The organism is Altererythrobacter rubellus, assembly GCF_030284385.1.
GTDB lineage: Bacteria > Pseudomonadota > Alphaproteobacteria > Sphingomonadales > Sphingomonadaceae > Erythrobacter > Erythrobacter rubellus.
In genome coordinates, this window is the sequence record NZ_CP127221.1 from 152,590 (window position 1) to 168,760 (window position 16,171).

The 16,171-nt window shown below is 57.8% G+C and carries 15 protein-coding genes; 6 read left to right on the forward strand and 9 right to left on the reverse strand.

The window, feature by feature from the left end:
• Positions 1–174 precede the first annotated feature (174 nt).
• Both nadB and QQX03_RS00760 read right to left on the reverse strand, forming a co-directional pair.
• The gene (gene nadB / locus QQX03_RS00755) at positions 175–1,761 is read right to left on the reverse strand and encodes an L-aspartate oxidase (protein WP_285975985.1); all 1,587 of its coding nucleotides are present in this window, start codon (positions 1,759–1,761) and stop codon (positions 175–177) included.
• Positions 1,758–2,696 (reverse strand): ABC transporter ATP-binding protein, encoded by a 939-nt coding sequence (locus tag QQX03_RS00760; RefSeq protein ID WP_285975986.1) that lies wholly within the window; start codon positions 2,694–2,696, stop codon positions 1,758–1,760. The genes nadB and QQX03_RS00760 overlap by 4 nt, the downstream gene beginning before the upstream one ends.
• 91 nt (positions 2,697–2,787) lie before the next feature.
• On the opposite strand from QQX03_RS00760, the gene QQX03_RS00765 reads away from it, so the two are divergent.
• Both QQX03_RS00765 and QQX03_RS00770 read left to right on the forward strand, forming a co-directional pair.
• Entirely contained in the window at positions 2,788–3,042 is a 255-nt protein-coding gene (locus QQX03_RS00765) for a zinc-finger domain-containing protein (RefSeq protein ID WP_285975987.1), read from the forward strand.
• A gap of 90 nt (positions 3,043–3,132) precedes the next feature.
• Positions 3,133–3,588: a hypothetical protein gene (locus QQX03_RS00770; RefSeq protein WP_285975988.1), complete on the forward strand. Its 456-nt coding sequence runs from the start codon at positions 3,133–3,135 to the stop codon at positions 3,586–3,588.
• 56 nt (positions 3,589–3,644) lie between these two features.
• On the opposite strand, the gene QQX03_RS00775 is transcribed toward QQX03_RS00770, so the two are convergent.
• From QQX03_RS00775 to guaA, 4 genes are all read right to left on the reverse strand, one after another.
• Positions 3,645–4,622: an NAD(P)H-dependent flavin oxidoreductase gene (locus QQX03_RS00775; protein WP_285975989.1), complete on the reverse strand. Its 978-nt coding sequence runs from the start codon at positions 4,620–4,622 to the stop codon at positions 3,645–3,647.
• A 98-nt stretch (positions 4,623–4,720) separates the two neighbouring features.
• Positions 4,721–5,425 (reverse strand): endonuclease III domain-containing protein, encoded by a 705-nt coding sequence (locus QQX03_RS00780; protein ID WP_285975990.1) that lies wholly within the window; start codon positions 5,423–5,425, stop codon positions 4,721–4,723.
• Positions 5,403–5,930: a metal-dependent hydrolase gene (locus QQX03_RS00785; protein WP_285975991.1), complete on the reverse strand. Its 528-nt coding sequence runs from the start codon at positions 5,928–5,930 to the stop codon at positions 5,403–5,405. The genes QQX03_RS00780 and QQX03_RS00785 overlap by 23 nt, the downstream gene beginning before the upstream one ends.
• 20 nt (positions 5,931–5,950) lie before the next feature.
• Positions 5,951–7,540 carry a glutamine-hydrolyzing GMP synthase gene (gene guaA, locus QQX03_RS00790; protein WP_285975992.1) on the reverse strand — a complete coding sequence of 530 codons (1,590 nt, stop codon included), beginning with the start codon at positions 7,538–7,540 and terminating at the stop codon, positions 5,951–5,953.
• Between the two features lie 229 nt (positions 7,541–7,769).
• Here guaA and QQX03_RS00795 point away from each other — a divergent pair, with 229 nt between their 5' ends.
• Entirely contained in the window at positions 7,770–8,072 is a 303-nt protein-coding gene (locus QQX03_RS00795) for a UrcA family protein (protein WP_285975993.1), read from the forward strand.
• Between the two features lie 559 nt (positions 8,073–8,631).
• On the opposite strand, the gene QQX03_RS00800 is transcribed toward QQX03_RS00795, so the two are convergent.
• Entirely contained in the window at positions 8,632–10,176 is a 1,545-nt protein-coding gene (locus QQX03_RS00800; RefSeq protein ID WP_285975994.1) for a class I adenylate-forming enzyme family protein, read from the reverse strand.
• 157 nt (positions 10,177–10,333) lie between these two features.
• Between QQX03_RS00800 and gyrB the strand changes: the two genes are divergently transcribed.
• The 3 genes from gyrB to QQX03_RS00815 are packed head-to-tail and all read left to right on the forward strand — an operon-like array spanning position 10,334 to position 14,716.
• Entirely contained in the window at positions 10,334–12,862 is a 2,529-nt protein-coding gene (gene gyrB / locus QQX03_RS00805; protein ID WP_285975995.1) for a DNA topoisomerase (ATP-hydrolyzing) subunit B, read from the forward strand.
• Between the two features lie 20 nt (positions 12,863–12,882).
• Positions 12,883–13,968, forward strand: a complete 1,086-nt coding sequence (locus QQX03_RS00810) for an AI-2E family transporter (protein WP_285975996.1) — start codon at positions 12,883–12,885, stop codon at positions 13,966–13,968.
• Between the two features lie 10 nt (positions 13,969–13,978).
• Positions 13,979–14,716: a M50 family metallopeptidase gene (locus QQX03_RS00815; protein WP_285975997.1), complete on the forward strand. Its 738-nt coding sequence runs from the start codon at positions 13,979–13,981 to the stop codon at positions 14,714–14,716.
• A 21-nt stretch (positions 14,717–14,737) separates the two neighbouring features.
• Here the strand turns inward: QQX03_RS00815 and QQX03_RS00820 are convergent, their stop codons facing one another.
• Both QQX03_RS00820 and QQX03_RS00825 read right to left on the reverse strand, forming a co-directional pair.
• Positions 14,738–15,193, reverse strand: coding sequence for a hypothetical protein (locus QQX03_RS00820; RefSeq protein ID WP_285975998.1), 456 nt, complete (start codon positions 15,191–15,193; stop codon positions 14,738–14,740).
• 303 nt (positions 15,194–15,496) lie between these two features.
• Entirely contained in the window at positions 15,497–16,126 is a 630-nt protein-coding gene (locus QQX03_RS00825) for a lysophospholipid acyltransferase family protein (RefSeq protein WP_285975999.1), read from the reverse strand.
• Positions 16,127–16,171 lie beyond the last annotated feature (45 nt).

A 16,171-nucleotide genomic window follows, 5' to 3' on the forward strand; every position in this document is an offset into this window, starting at 1 on the left:
AGGAAGCAAGGCCGCTCGGGATATTGCGGGGGTTTGCGAACCTCGCTTCCTGTTTATGAAAATGACGTCTGCAGCCGAATTCTCAATCGATGTTCGGCGAGCGACTGCGCATTTCAGATCGATAGCAAGACCATCCGATGAACGGCATATCGGCTTCGATCAGCGGGAAAATGCTCAGGGCACCAGCACTGTATCGCGCGCTTCGTCGAGCGTCGCGGGATAGTCGAGCGTGTAGTGGAGGCCGCGGCTCTCATGCCGCCGCAACGCGCTGGTGACAATAAGTTCGGCCGCTTTCAACAGGTTACGCAGTTCGATCAGATCGGTCGTCACGACAAAGCTGCCGTAATAATCCTCAACCTCGTCCTGCAGCATCCGGATCCGGTTGGCCGCACGCTCCAGCCGCTTTGTGGTGCGGACAATACCGACATAGTTCCACATGAAGCGGCGGATCTCAGTCCAGTTCTGCTTGATAACAACCTGCTCGTCCGAATCCGAAACACGGGTCGCGTCCCATTCCTTGATCGCAGGCGGAGTATCGAGAGCATCCCAGTTTCCCAGTATATCCTTCGCTGCGGCTTCGCCGAAAACGAAGCACTCGAGCAAAGAGTTGGATGCAAGACGGTTCGCGCCGTGCAAGCCGCTTTCCGTGCATTCGCCAGCCGCCCACAGGCCCGGCAAATCGGTACGCGCATCCAGCCCAACCAGCACACCGCCACAAGTATAGTGCTGCGCCGGCACAACCGGGATAGGCTGCTTGGTCATATCGATGCCAAGGCCCATCAGCTTGTCATAGATTGTCGGGAAATGCTCACGCACGAATTCGGGCGGCTGGTGGCTGATATCCAGATGGACATAGTCGAGGCCATCGCGCTTGATCTGGTCATCGATCGCACGCGCCACCACATCGCGCGGGGCCAACTCCATCCGCTCCGGATCGTAATCCGCCATGAAGCGATGTCCTGTTTCCGGGTGCAACAAATGCCCACCCTCTCCGCGCACCGCCTCTGTGATGAGGAAATTCTTGACCTCGAGGTTGTACAGGCACGTCGGGTGAAACTGCATCATCTCCATATTGGAAACACGGCATCCAGCACGCCAAGCCATTGCGATCCCGTCCCCCGTGGCACCGCGCGGAGCGGTAGAGAACAGGTAACAGCGCCCAGCGCCACCCGCCGCTAGCACGGTTGCCTTGGCGACATGTTTCTCGACCTCGCCGGTCGCTTCATTCAGCGCATAGGCGCCCCACACCCGGCCGCCGCCAGAGAATCGCTCTGCATTGCGCCCTGTAATCAGGTCGATACAGCTGCGCCCGGGCAGCATGGTGATATTGGGGTTGGCCTCTGCTGCCTTGAGCAAAGCGGATTGAACGGCCCAGCCTGTAGCATCATTGACATGTACAATCCGGCGATGACTGTGCCCGCCTTCGCGCGTCAGGTGCAGATCTTCGCCTTCGCTGTTAAAAGGCACGCCCAGCTCGACCAGCCTTTGAATCGATTGCGGCGCATTCTCGATCACGAACTCGACCGTTTCGCGGCGGTTGAGGCCGGCGCCCGCCACCATAGTGTCACGGATGTGGTTTTCGAACGTGTCTCCTGCATCGAGAACGGCCGCGATGCCACCCTGCGCCCAGGCCGTGCTGCCCCCGGTGAGCGAACCCTTGGCTAGCACCAGCACTTTTTTTGTTTCAGCCAACGCCAATGCGGCGGTGAGCCCGGCGGCGCCGGAACCGATAATCAGGACATCGTGCTTGACCGCATTCATGTGTCAGAACTCGTCAATTGGACAAACACATCCTCAAGGTCCGGCTCGCGCGTTGTCACGTCTTCGATTGTGTAGCCGTGCTCCTGTATCTTCAGGAGAACTTGCCCGGCGCTGGCCTGATCACGGTCATATGTGATCTCAAGCACACGCGGATCGATCAGCTCTGCCTTTGTGAAGCCCGGCTCCATGATCGGGCCGGCCAGATCCCGGTCAACAGTGACCTTTACAATCTTCTCGCGCGCCATCTCGATCAATTCGCGCGTCGGCTTCTTCGCGATCAGCTCGCCATGATTAATGATCGCGATCTGGTCACACAGCTCTTCAGCCTCTTCGAGGTAGTGTGTCGTCAGGACGATCGTCACGCCGTCATTGTTCAACTGCGTGACAAGATCCCACAGCTGCTTGCGCAACTCGACATCGACGCCCGCGGTCGGCTCATCGAGTACCAGGATCGGCGGCGAATGCACCATCGCTTTAGCCACCATCAACCGCCGCTTCATCCCGCCAGAGAGCGTGCGCGCATAGGCGTCGCGCTTGTCCGAAAGGCGTACCGCTTCGAGCAATTCCTCGCTGCGGCGCAGTGCCTTCGTGATACCATAGAAACCGCCCTGGTTTTCCAGCACTTCAAACGGCGTAAAGAAAGGATCGAACACGATTTCCTGCGGGACGATCCCGATCGAACGGCTGGCATTGCGGCGCTGTTCGTCAATATCAAAGCCCCAGATCTCCGCGCTGCCACTGGTCTTGTTGACCAGGCCCGCCAGAATGTTGATCAGGGTCGACTTGCCCGCACCATTGGGGCCCAGCAGGCCGAAAATCTCGCCTTCGGGTACATCAAAGCTCACGCCTTTCAATGCTTCCTTGCCAGGTTGGCCTTTGGCCCCGGCATAGGTTTTCTTGATATCGCGGATCGAAATGGCTGGTGGTATAGTCATCGGATAAGCGCCCTAAGACCTTATGCCGAGTCTGCAAAGGGGTGAGGTGCACCGTTGCGAATCTGACAGTTCCACATTATCGGCAAGGACCATGAACATAGACACACCAGAAGTGATCACTGTCGAGACCAAGCGCGTCAGCTGTGACGGAGCAAGCGCCATTCGCGGAGGCGCCAACTATCGCCCTGCTGCACTCGGCCATCCGAAGATTTATCTCGAGATTGACGAGCATGGATATGTCGATTGCGGCTATTGTGACAGGCAGTTTGTTTTGAAGGGCGGACCGGCCGATGGTGCTGACCATTCGCAGCTACCCGACATCTCGGAGGGGGCAAGTCCCCAATAGTCTTGCGCTTCGCGCGACTCATCGCGGGTTCATCAGGGGCTGATAGCTTAAAAAGTCCTGATGGGAGACTCGCGCCTTAGGAGAGAAGCCATGACTAAACTGTTCCGACCTGCATTGCTTTACGCTGCTTCGCTTGCCTTGCTCGCTGCGCCGACATTGGCGCAAGACGGGGAACGGGCTGATGAAGAGCAAACCGAGCAAACCAAAGGCGAGAAGGAGCTGGCAAAACTTCTCGAAGGCCGTGTAGCGGGCGAACCGACATCATGCATCCGAACGCCCCCGAATGACCGAGTGCGGGTCATTGATGACACCGCGATTGTGTATGGTGGAGGAAAGACGATCTACGTCAATCGCACCTCTCGTCCCTCAGACATCGATGATCGCGACACTATGGTCATACGCCGCTTCAGCGGTTCGCAACTGTGCAAGACCGACACTGTCACAACGATTGATCGCGGCAGCCAGATGTTCTCCGGTGTGATTTTCCTCAGCGAATTTGTGCCCTACACCAGGGTGGAAACAAACGCTGCTGCGGAAGGCAGCTGACTGATCGCGCTTCGTCCTGCTCTCTGCCGGGTCCAGCGAATATGCGTGGAAGCCCGTCAGCCTGCAGCCGCGTAGCCATTCATCCGCGCTAGGATATCCTCCGCCTGCTGCATGATCCCGTCGATCAATTCCTTGCAGGTAGGGATATCATTGATGAGGCCCGCGACCATGCCGCAAGACCATGCGCCTGCGTCCATATCGCCTTCCATCATGATGCGCGGATATACGCCAGCGACTTGTTCGATGATGTCTTCGAACTTGAGATCGGCGCCCTTTTCCTTCTCGATCCGCAGCAGTTCTTCCACCGCATCATTAGTCATTACGCGTTCGGTATTGCGAAGCGGGCGCATGACCAACCGCGTGTCTAGCTCAGACGCTGCGACGATCGCCGCTTTCACATTCTCATGCACCGGCGCTTCCTTGGTCGCGATAAAGCGCGTGCCCATATTCATGCCCTGCGCACCCAATGCGAGCGATGCAACAAGGCTGCGCCCGTCTGCCATACCGCCCGAGGAAACGAACGGAATTTCCAGCTCGTCCGCTGCGCGTGGCAACAGGATGAAGTTCGGGATATCGTCTTCACCCGGGTGGCCGCCGCATTCGAACCCGTCGACAGAGACTGCGTCGCAGCCGATGCTTTGCGCTTTCAAGGCGTGCCGCACCGCAGTGCATTTGTGGATCACTTTGATCCCGGCATCTTTTAGATAGGGCAGCACTTGCACTGGATTGTTACCTGCGGTCTCCACCACGGTAACGCCGCCTTCGATAATCGCCTTGATAATCGCCGGGTAATCGGGCGCATTCACGGTCGGCAGGAACGTCACATTCACGCCAATAGGCTTGTCGGTCATATCCTTGCACCGCGCGATCTCATTCGTGAGATCAGCCGGGGTCTTTTGCGTCAGCGCGGTGATGATGCCAAGCCCACCAGCATTGGAAACTGCCGCCGCCATTTCGGCAAAACCGACATAGTGCATGCCGCCCTGGATAATCGGATGCTCAATGCCGAACATTTCTGTGATGGCGGTTTTCATGGCGAATCTCCCTGCTGATCGCATCTGGTTTTGAACTTACCTTGCGGAGAAATACCCGCTGTGCAAGCGTCGCTTTTGCGAGCAGGCATGCCGTAGCGTCAGCGGAAAGCCTGACCAGTCTTGCAGTATGTACAGGCAAAGCAGCTCGCACAATCGGGAGCGCGCGGGCGGCAATAGGTCTGCCCCAACTTCTTCAGCAACAGATGATGCTCGTCCATATCCTCAGCTGACCACTCTTCGGGCAGGATCGGCATCAGCGCATTATAGGTTTTCGCTGTATCCGCCTTGGCCGGTACAATTCCCATGCGCTGCATGATGCGGCGGTGATGCCCGTCTATCACCATGGCTTTGCGATTGAAGGTGGAGGCATTCATCACCCCGGCAGAGTTCTTGCGCGCAACGCCGGGCAATCGCTCCAGCCAGACAAGCGCATCTTCCAACGGCAAATTGCCCAGGTGGCGCAAGTCCACCGCGCCGCGCTCAGCGATAATCGCGCCCAGACAAGCCTTGAGCCGCTTTGCCGCAACGGATGGAAAGGTCTGGCGCTTCAGCCGTGCTTCCAATTCCTCGACCGGGACACCCGCAACTGCTTCCCAGCTGCCATATTCAGCTAGCAAGCGGTCGGTGGAGGCATTGCTAGCTGCCGTCTTTGTCTGCGCGCCGATCACGCCATGCACCAACACCCACTCAGGGCTGCGGCGCTTTTCCGGTGGGCGAATGATCCGCCCGAACGCAGCGATCATGCTGGCCTGTAAGCGGCACAGAATTTCGGTGCGGGGATCAGTCCCGAAGGGTAGTTGCACGACGGGCCATCCATCCGACAAGCGCAATTCCAAGGCAAGGTAGCCAAATCCCCTTGAGCTCTGAAATGAACGTCTCGAGGCCGCGCATTGAGAAGAATCCGGCTCCGATTGGTGAAACCCTGATTGGAGTCTCGGGCGCAAATATGCGTGCATTATCGAACGGCCACCATATTGCCGCGCCCAATCCGCCATCGGTCAACGTATCGAGCAACCCGTGGCTCGCCATTGCAAGGGTCAGGAATGCAAATCCGGCGAGACTTCGCGCTTCCCTCCAGGTCAACGAAATGAACCCTGCAAATAGAGCTGCGAAAACCAATGAATGCGTTGCGCCGCGATGCCCCCACCCGTCGGCATATTCAATACCGAACCGGAACCCGATCACATCAGCGTCAGGAATGACGGTCAAGACAGCCCCCGCAATGGCAAGCTTCGGCGAAATGACTCCGCGCCCCGCTGCCGCAGCGAATGCAAGTGGAACGATTGCGTGTGTGAAGACGGTGGGCATTCAGGACTCCAGCCCTACCATCACTCCCATTCGATCGTGCCCGGTGGCTTTGACGTGTAGTCGTAGACCACGCGGTTGATGCCCTGCACTTCGTTGACGATGCGCGTTGCGCACTGGGTCAGGAAGCTCGCGTCGAAGGGATAGACATCCGCCGTCATGCCGTCGGTGCTGGTTACCGCGCGCAGGCCGCACACGCTGTCATAGGTGCGCCCGTCGCCCATCACGCCGACGGTCTTGACCGGCAGCAGCACCGCAAACGCCTGCCAGATCGCATCATAGAGACCCGCATTGCGGATTTCATCGAGATAGATCGCGTCCGCCTTGCGCAGGATGTCACAACGCTCCTTACTCACTTCACCGGGGATTCGGATCGCGAGGCCCGGCCCGGGGAAGGGATGCCGACCGACGAATTGCTCATTGAGGCCAAGCTCCCGCCCTAGTTCGCGCACTTCATCCTTGAACAATTCGCGCAGCGGCTCGACCAGTTCCATGTTCATGCGTTCAGGCAGGCCGCCAACATTGTGGTGGCTCTTGATTGTGACCGATGGCCCGCCAGTGAAGCTGACGCTCTCGATCACGTCCGGGTACAGCGTGCCTTGCGCGAGGAAGTCTGCGCCACCCAGCTTGTTCGCCTCTTCCTCGAACACCGCGATGAACTCTGCGCCGATGAATTTGCGCTTCTTCTCTGGATCGGTGACGCCCGCGAGCCCCGCCATGAAGCGTTCCTCTGCATCCACCACTACCAGCGGAATATTGTAGTGATCGCGGAACAGGCTTTCGACCTGCTCGCGCTCATTAAGCCGCAGCAGGCCATGATCGACGAACACGCAAGTCAGTTGATCGCCAATCGCTTCGTGGATCAGGATCGCTGCAACCGAGCTGTCGACCCCACCGGACAATCCGCAGATCACACGGCCATCACCAACCTGTTCACGGATCTCGGCAACCTTGGTGTCGCGATAGGCGGCCATGGTCCAGTCGCCCGTCAGCCCGCACACCTTGTGGACGAAATTGGCGAGCAGTTTGGCGCCGTCTAGTGTGTGGACCACTTCAGGGTGGAACTGCGTGCCGTAATATTGACGTTCTTCGTCAGCGATAACCGCAAAAGGTGCCCCGTCGCTGGTGGCGACAATTTCGAAGCCCGGCGCAAACTTGGTGACCTTGTCGCCATGGCTCATCCAGACCTGATGACGTTCGCCTTCGTTCCATAGGCCATCGAACAAGGCGCAGGACTTCGTGACAGTCAGGTAAGCGCGGCCAAACTCACCACCATCTCCAGTCTCGTGACCGGGTCGAACTTCACCGCCCAATTGCTGGCTCATAACCTGTTGGCCATAACAGATGCCAAGGATCGGCAGACCGCTGTCGAATAACACCTGTGGTGCGCGCGGGCTGTCGTCATCGCAAACACTGGCTGGCGAACCGGACAGGATGATGCCCTTGGGCTTCATCCGGTGGAATGCCTTTTCCGCTTCACTAAACGGCGCGATTTCGGAATAGACGCCGGCTTCGCGCACGCGGCGCGCAATCAGCTGCGTCACCTGGCTGCCGAAATCGACGATCAGAACTGAGTCTGGGAGGATGGAATCGGGAATGTGCTGTGGGTCCATGTGCGCCGATTAAGGATGCATGCCCGCGCTGGCAAGCGGGCAAGGGCCGACTATTCACGGACGCGGGCAGAAGTGGCTAGCCGCAGCCAAGGCAAGCAATGATGCATTGCACGCAACCATCGTGCGATTCTTCGCAACTGCAGCATTGGGAACGTTGCACTGCACCATAGGTAGTAGATTGCAACCCGTTTATGTTTGCAAACGGATTACTGTTTCAAGGAGAATAATCATGCGTACTATCCTCGCTTCTGCCGCCGCTGTTCTGGCAATCGTAGCAAGTCCCGCTGTTGCCAACACCGAAACCGTTGAAATTCGTGTGTCGGTTGCCGACCTCGACCTCAACACAGCGGCTGGTCGTACCGCGCTTGAAGAGCGTGTAGCGCGCGAAGCCCGCAAGGCCTGCAAAATCGAAGCTGCATTCGACCGCGCACCTGAGAAAACCGACTGGGACTGCGTAGAAGCCGCCAAGAGCGCCGCTTTAGCCAAGGTAGATCGTGATCAGAACACAGACGTAGCGATGGCGGCTGAGTAAGCCGACTCGCTTTCAAATGAAGACTTTCAGGCCGGCCCCTGCTCGCATGAGCGGGGGCCGGTTTTGCATTTGCGAATAGGCGGGAATGGGCTCGCCCTATGTGTTGCATTTCACGCAACACATCTCCGTGTTTTCTCATTTGTGTTTAATGTTGAGCAACATTATCTCACTGGCATCGCGGCGGTCCGGAACTCTCCCCCTCCCCCCAATCCGGTCGCATGCGAGCCCAAGGTCTTCCGGATCCTCTCCCCCGGAATTCCGCAAGCGCCCCGGCTGGATGACAGGCTCCCGGAGCCGCCCAGCCTTAGGGCAGCGAGCGAGACGCGGTCACCAGTTCCCAATACCTTAAAGTGACCGCGTCTCCATCGCACACTTGTCAGCTCGTATGAATTTTTCGCTGACTGCGTAACCAAACAGCATTGGCCAGCGAACTTCCATTTGACACTGCAACTGCCTGAGCGCCCCCTCAGGCATGCGAGGCGCGGCTAGCGTGCGATATTGACCCCTCCCCCCTGAACGGACGGTGGTCGCGCCTCCAGTCTGCTGCAGAATGTGTGAGTCAGAAAGTCTTGCCGCTCGCAGCGGCCCGGTCTCGCAGTTCGGTCTTCAACAGCTTGCCAATATGGCTGCGTGGCATCTCGGTGATGGCTTCAAGTTTCGAAAGCCTTTGCGTCTTTCCAAGCCGCGCGTTGACCGTGCCCAGAATGTCCTCGACTTCTTGTGCTGCAACTCCAGGCATCAGCCGCACGAAGCCGTAGGGCGTTTCGCCCCAGCGTTCGGATGGTACTCCGATCACTGCAGCTTCGGCCACGCGCGGGTCCTTCTCCAGCTCGACTTCAAGATCGCTCGGGTAGATGTTGAACCCACCAGAGATGATCATGTCCTTGGCGCGGCCAACAAGCTCGACAAAGCCATCCTTATCGACCCGGCCGATATCGCCCATGCGCTGCCACACTTCGCCTGTCTCGAGATCGGTCCAGTACCCTTCGCGCGTCTTGCCCGGCTGGTTCTTGTAACCGCTCATCATGGTCTGGCTGCGCCCGATCAGATTGCCCGGTGTGCCCGGCGCTACAGGCTTATCGTCATCGTCTAGAACCTTCAGCTCGCTGCCCGGTGCCGGCCGCCCCACAGTGTGCAGCTTATCCGGGAATTCATGCGCTGCAAGCAAGCACACCACACCGCCTTCGGTCATGGAATATATCTCGATCAACCCACCGGGCATTCGCTTCAGAACTTCGGCTTTCAGTTCGGCTGAGAAGGGGGCGCTGGTGCAATATTTTAGCACAAGTGATGACAGATCGAATTCATCAAAACGCGGCTCCGCCATCAGTCGCTGATATTGCACCGGCACCAGCATCGTTATCGACACACCGAACCGTTGCGCGGTCATGAGCCAGCCGATTGTGTTGAATTTCCCCATGACATTGACCGTTCCGCCAGCAAGCAAGACAGGCAAGAACGCGACCATAGTGGTGTTTGAATATAGCGGCGTCGAAGCGAGCGAGACAACGGGGATGCCAGCCTCCAGATAACTTGATGCAGTGCTCGCAAACTGCCGCCAACGCATCAGATGGGAATGCACAATCCCCTTGGGTATGCCGGTGGTGCCGGAAGAATAGATAATGTTGAACGGGGCTTCTGGAGCCGGCTGCACATCGGGCGCGCGCGTGCCGTCCGGTGCCATCCAGTTGTCGATTTCTTCCAGAGCAATGTGATCAAGTTCCGACAGGAAATCTTCAGTGAGCTCCGCCGATTTCACGCCGTCGATAAACAGATGCATCGCGCAGCTGTCGCGCGCCATGCCGATCAGCTGATCTTTAGAAGCACTGGTGGTCAGCGGCGCAGCAACTCCCCCCGCACGCACCGCCGCCAGAAAAACCAGTGCATAGTTGATGCAGCTTGTGCCGAGAATCGCGACTGATTGCCCCTGCTGCAAACCGGTTTCGATGAGCCGTGCGGCCAGCCGCTCAACCTTGTCATGAAGTTCAGCCCAGCTGAGCTCCGACTGTTCGTCGCGCAGCGCGATCTTGTCCGGCTGCTGCTTGGCCCATTGCGCCAGAATATCCGAATAGCTGGCGAATTCCGCCTTCAGTTTTTCCAGCACGCAATCACTCTCCTCAATGCAAATCCCATGGCTCCATCTCTTTGTTTGCCTAAGGGCTAAATCAGGCCATGTCGAGCAAACGCGCAAGCGGTGGAAAAGCCCCGCCCATAGCGCAGCAGAGCTTGGGTTTTGCCCCTTCAACGCCTATATGATGGCTATGTCAAAAACACCCGAAAATACCCCAGAAAAAACCGTCCAGATGGGCGAGTATGGTGCCGATTCTATCAAGGTACTCAAAGGCCTGGATGCCGTGCGCAAGCGCCCAGGCATGTATATCGGCGATACAGATGACGGCTCCGGCTTGCATCATATGGTGTTCGAGGTCTCCGACAATGCCATTGACGAGGCGCTGGCGGGCCATTGCGACCTGGTTCTGATCGAACTCAACTCTGATGGCAGCGTCTCAGTCGAAGACAATGGGCGCGGCATCCCTGTGGGCATGCACAAGGAAGAGGGCGTGTCCGCAGCCGAAGTCATCATGACCCAGCTGCACGCGGGCGGTAAGTTTGAAAACACGTCGGACGACAATGCCTATAAGGTCTCAGGCGGCCTGCACGGCGTAGGTGTCTCTGTTGTAAACGCGCTCAGCGAATGGCTGGAGCTGGTGATCTGGCGCGAAGGCAAAGAACATTGGATGCGCTTTGAGCACGGCGATGCTGTGAATTCACTGGAGGTGAGAGGTGACGCGCCTCCGGTTGATTCCAACGGAGATAGCAACGGCCTCAAGAAGGGCACGCGGGTCACATTCATGGCGAGCCATGACACCTTTAAGAATGTGACGGAGTTCGATTTTGACAAGCTTGAACACCGCTATCGCGAACTCGCTTTCCTGAATTCCGGCGTGCGCATTCTGTTGCGCGACAATCGCCACGAAGAGCCGCTTGAGCATGATCTGTTTTACGAAGGCGGTATCGGCGCATTCGTGAAATATCTCGACCGCAACAAGCAACCGCTGGTGGCCGAGCCGATTTCGGTGAGCGCGGAAAAAGATGGCATCGGCATCGATGTCGCGCTGCAGTGGAATGACAGCTATTACGAGAACGTCCTTACCTTCACCAACAACATCCCGCAGCGCGATGGCGGCACGCATTTGGCGGCGTTCCGCGCCGCGCTGACCCGCACGCTTAACAATTACGCGTCGAGTTCCGGCCTGTTGAAGAAGGAAAAGGTCAGCCTGTCGGGCGAAGATATGCGCGAAGGGCTGACCGCAATTGTCAGCGTCAAGCTGCCCGACCCCAAGTTCGGCAGCCAGACCAAGGACAAACTGGTTTCGTCCGAGGTTCGCCAGCCGCTGGAATCGCTGATGGGCGAGAAGATGAGCGAATGGCTCGAAGAGAATCCGAACGATGCCAAGGCGATCATCCAGAAGATCATTGATGCGGCCGCTGCGCGCGAAGCAGCACGCCGGGCTCGCGAAATGAGCCGCAAAGGTGCGATGAGCGTCGCATCGCTACCTGGCAAGCTGGCTGACTGTCAGGAGCGTGACGCGACCAAGGCTGAGCTGTTCCTCGTGGAGGGCGACTCCGCGGGCGGCTCAGCCAAACAGGGGCGCGACCGCAAAACGCAGGCCATTCTGCCGCTCAAAGGCAAGATCCTGAACGTCGAGCGCGCCCGGTTTGACCGGATCATCAGTTCTAAAGAAGTCGGAACCCTGATCCAGGCGATGGGCACCGGTATCCGCGACGAGTTCAATCTTGAAAAGCTGCGTTATCACAAGATCGTGATCATGACGGACGCCGATGTCGACGGCGCGCACATCCGGACCTTGCTGCTGACATTCTTCCATCGCCAGATGCCGGAGATTGTAAAGGCAGGGCACCTCTTCATCGCGCAGCCGCCGCTTTACAAGGTGAGCAAGGGCCGCAGCGAAGTCTATCTGAAGGATAATGCCGCGCTCGATCGTTATCTGGTCGACGCAGGTCTGTCCGGTCGCGTGCTCGAGACAGCCGGCGGTTCGCGATCAGGCGAAGATTTGCGCGGCCTCGTTGAGCATGCGCTGCGTTTTCGCAACCTGCTCGCCTTTGTGCCGCGCCGCTATGACATTGCGATTATCGAGCAGATGGCGCTGTCGGGCGCGCTTGACCCGTCGCTTGATCGCGAGACGCGGATCAAAGCGCTGGAGTTTACCGCGCGGCGGATTGGTCTGGGCGACAAGGAGGCCAAATGGTCTGCTTACATTGGCGAAGACGGCAATGTTCGTTTCGAAAGACTGTGGCGCGGTGTAACCGACGTACACGAAATCGAGGCCAAGTTCCTTGTCAGCGCGGAGGCGCACAAGCTGCACGCCCTCGCCGGAAGCGAGGCGGAAACCTACGCGCAGCCCGCATTCCTTGTGAAGACGTCGGTTGAAGCGGACACAGTGCCTGACGACGACACGCAAGAGGACGAGGCACTCGTTGTCAGCAGCGAAGACGGCATCATGCGCCCAACGCAATTGCTTGATGCCGTGCTTGCAGTGGGCCGTAAGGGCCTTTCGATTGCGCGCTACAAGGGCTTGGGAGAAATGAATGCCGAACAGCTTTGGGAAACCACGCTCGATCCAGAAGCGCGCATATTGCTGCAAGTGAAAGTCGAAGACGCCGATGTGACCGACGAGATATTTACCCGCTTGATGGGCGACGTGGTTGAGCCGCGGCGCGAATTCATCCAGGATAATGCACTGAACGTCGCCAACCTCGACGTTTGATCAAGGAGCACACATCCCGCATGCCGCAAGACCCCGAAGCTGACAGCTACGAACATCTTGGCTTCCTGCTGCTGCTGGGCTTGCTGACGGTTGGCGTCGTCTTTGTGGTCTGGCCATTTGCGACACCGCTGCTGTGGGCAGCGTTGGCGGCGATCATGTTCCAGCCGCTGTTCCAATGGTTTCTCGTCCGGCTCGCCAATGGTCCCAATAAAGCTGCGATTGCAACGCTGTTGTTCATCACTTTTGTCGTTCTTTTGCCCGGGTTCTTCATTGGCAGCATGATTGTCGAACAGGCAGCAGGCGTCGTGCGCGCGTTCCAGCAAGGCGATTTGGAGGTTGCCTCTTGGGGCGACCAGATTCTTGGCGCGTTGCCAGCTGTCATTCGCGAACAAATGGACGCATACGGACTGGCTGATTTACAGGACGTGCAAGCGCGCGCGCAGGAGCTTTTAACCGAAAGCGCCGGTTTGATCGCGCAACAAGCCATTGCCATTGGTGGCGGAGTGTTCAGTTTTGTCCTGTCTTTCCTGATGGGGCTTTACGTCGCTTACTTCCTGCTGCGCGATGGCAAGAAGATCGGCGAAGCGATCCAGTGCGGGCTCCCACTGGATAATTCGATTGCCGCAAAGCTGGCTGAGCGGTTCCTGCTGATTGTGCGCGCAACGATCAAGGGATCGGTGGTGGTAGGCTTGGTTCAAGGCGGATTGGGTGCAATAACATTCTGGATCGTCGGGATCGAGGCAGCCTTGCTGCTCGGCTTGCTGATGGCGATATTTTCGCTTCTGCCAGCAGTCGGAACGGGCATCGTTTGGCTTCCGATGTCGATCTTTCTGCTCACGTCAGGCTATATTTGGGAAGGCGTGTTTGTGATTGTCTCAGGCGTGGCCGTGATAGGCATGGCGGACAATGTTCTGCGCCCGATTCTGGTAGGCCGGGATACCGGAATCCCTGACTGGATCATCCTGGTCACGACACTGGGTGGCATCGCGACTATGGGCCTGTCCGGCGTGGTGCTTGGCCCGCTGCTCGCCGGGCTCTTCCTGGCCGGGTGGGGCATCGCGCAGGAATATTTGCTGCACCACAATTCACCACCAGTAGAAAGCTGAGGGCAGCGCGATGCACCGCGTAGCGCCGGGGTCGCAAGCTGAACAAGTCGGACGCTTGCTGATTGCCGCAGTGCTGGTGGTGTTCGCCCCGCTACTTCCCTTTGGCAATTATCTGATCTATCCGTTCATGATACTGGGCACGTGGTTTCACGAAATGGGTCATGGGCTCACCGCAATTATATTCGGCTATGACTTCGAGCGGCTGATCATCTATTCAACCGGATCGGGTGTCGCAGAAAGCAGCATGCCCGCAGACGCCTCGCGCTTCTCGCGCGCAATGATCGCAGCAGGCGGGCCCTTGGGGCCCAGTTTCATTGGATCGGCGCTCATCCTGGCCAGCGCGAAAACCCGATTGTGGCGCCCCGCACTAATCACGCTCTCATTGATCATCACAATCTCGACAGTGATTTGGGTGCGTTCGAGCACTGGCTGGATCGTGTTGCCCGCAATCGCGGTCGGGTTGGCCTTGCTCGCATGGAAAGCAAGCGCTGGCTGGGTGCGGTTTACGCTGCAATTCCTCGGCATGCTGGCAGCGCTGAGCATGTTCATGAGCTGGGACTATCTGTTCATGGAGCAAGCCAACATAGGCGGGCAGTTAATCCTGTCAGACACAGGTGCGATCGAGGCAAATCTGTTGCTGCCGCACTGGTTCTGGGCGCTGGCACTGATTGCCGCAGCCACGCTGATGATCGGCACAAGCCTTAGGTACGCATTGCGCGAAGACGGCAGCGGTATCGGCTGGAGATAACCCTCGGCCAGAGCCGAAATCTCAGGTCGCGATACGCAGTGTGTTCACACCACGCGCTCCGCCGTCTTCGGATGACAGACCGATAAAGATCGTATCGATAATGCGCGCCAGCTTGTCTTCGTTCAGCCGCTCTTCGATGTAAATGAGCCCGTCCGGGATGGTGTAGCTGCTCACCATCTGGTTGATCAGCGAAAGACACTGGTCGATTTCAAGTCCGGCGAAATAACCATCGTGCTGCGCCTGAGCGATCAGTTCCGAAAGATAGTGATCGGCCAGGTCGACAAAGCCGCGCGCACGCTCGAAGCGGGCTGCGCCTGCCTCACACATGCGAGCAAATGCGATCGGGTCAGCCCGATAGCGCTCTCTATTGACTGCGAAACGACGGGCAAAGAACTCGTACATCTTGCGGTTCGAGGGAAGATCGCTGCTGACCACTTCTTCCATGATCGCGACATGCGGCTCAAACCACAGTTCCACGGTCGCTTCGAACAAATCATCGTCGCTTTCAAAAAGTTCGTCCAGCTTGCGCCGCGAAATGCGCCCGGTGGCCGCTACATCGGTCAGCCGGATTTCTTAGCCACGCTCTTCGAACAGCTCACGCGCAACCAAGGCGGCGTTCCGGCGCGCAACAGGGATTTCTTCAGCAGTCATTGGTGGGGAGGCTCCTCTGCTGCCGTGTTATCTAGACACTGCAGAGCGCCGCTTAAACCCGTTTCATTCGAATTCTTTGCAAAACAGCGCGCAAAAACCACACAAGAACTTCGATTGAACGCACAATCATCAAGCTTTGCGGTCTTCCGCGATAATCGCGCGAGCTTGCGCTTCGAGCACTTTGAAGCGTTCATTGTTGGGCAGTTTGACCCGGAACCATGCACACAATTGCAGCAAGTCTTCCCCATAATTTCCGGTTGGATAGAATGGCTCGCCAAAGCCGATGACCATGTGTTCATTGTCAGCGATTGCCGGGACAATGGGCACATCGGCTGCCTGTGCGATACGATAGAAACCCGACTTCCAGCTACCGTCGGTTGAGCGCGTGCCCTCAACCGCGATCACCAATGCCAATTCGCTGCGTCTTTCGAATTCAGCCTGCATCTGTTCGATGACGCCGCCCGGCGCGCTGCGATCGACCGGTATACCGCCCATATCGAGCATGAAATTGCGCATGATCCCTTCAAACAGCGTGTGCTTTCCCATGAAATTGGGCTGCACTTGCTCATGCTTGGTGGCGCCGGCAAAAAACACGAAGTCCCAGTTGGATGTATGCGGCGCGCCAGCGATCACATATTTTTTGATGTCTTTGGGCAGATGCCCTTCGATCTTCCAGCCCTTCCACTTGTAAAGGAACAGGATGATCCGGTTCACCAGCCGCGAAAGCAGCGTGACGTTACGGGTTTCATTATGTCGCAATGTTTGGTCTCTCCCCTGCGTGTTTCTCTGCCCTCAATCAGGTGA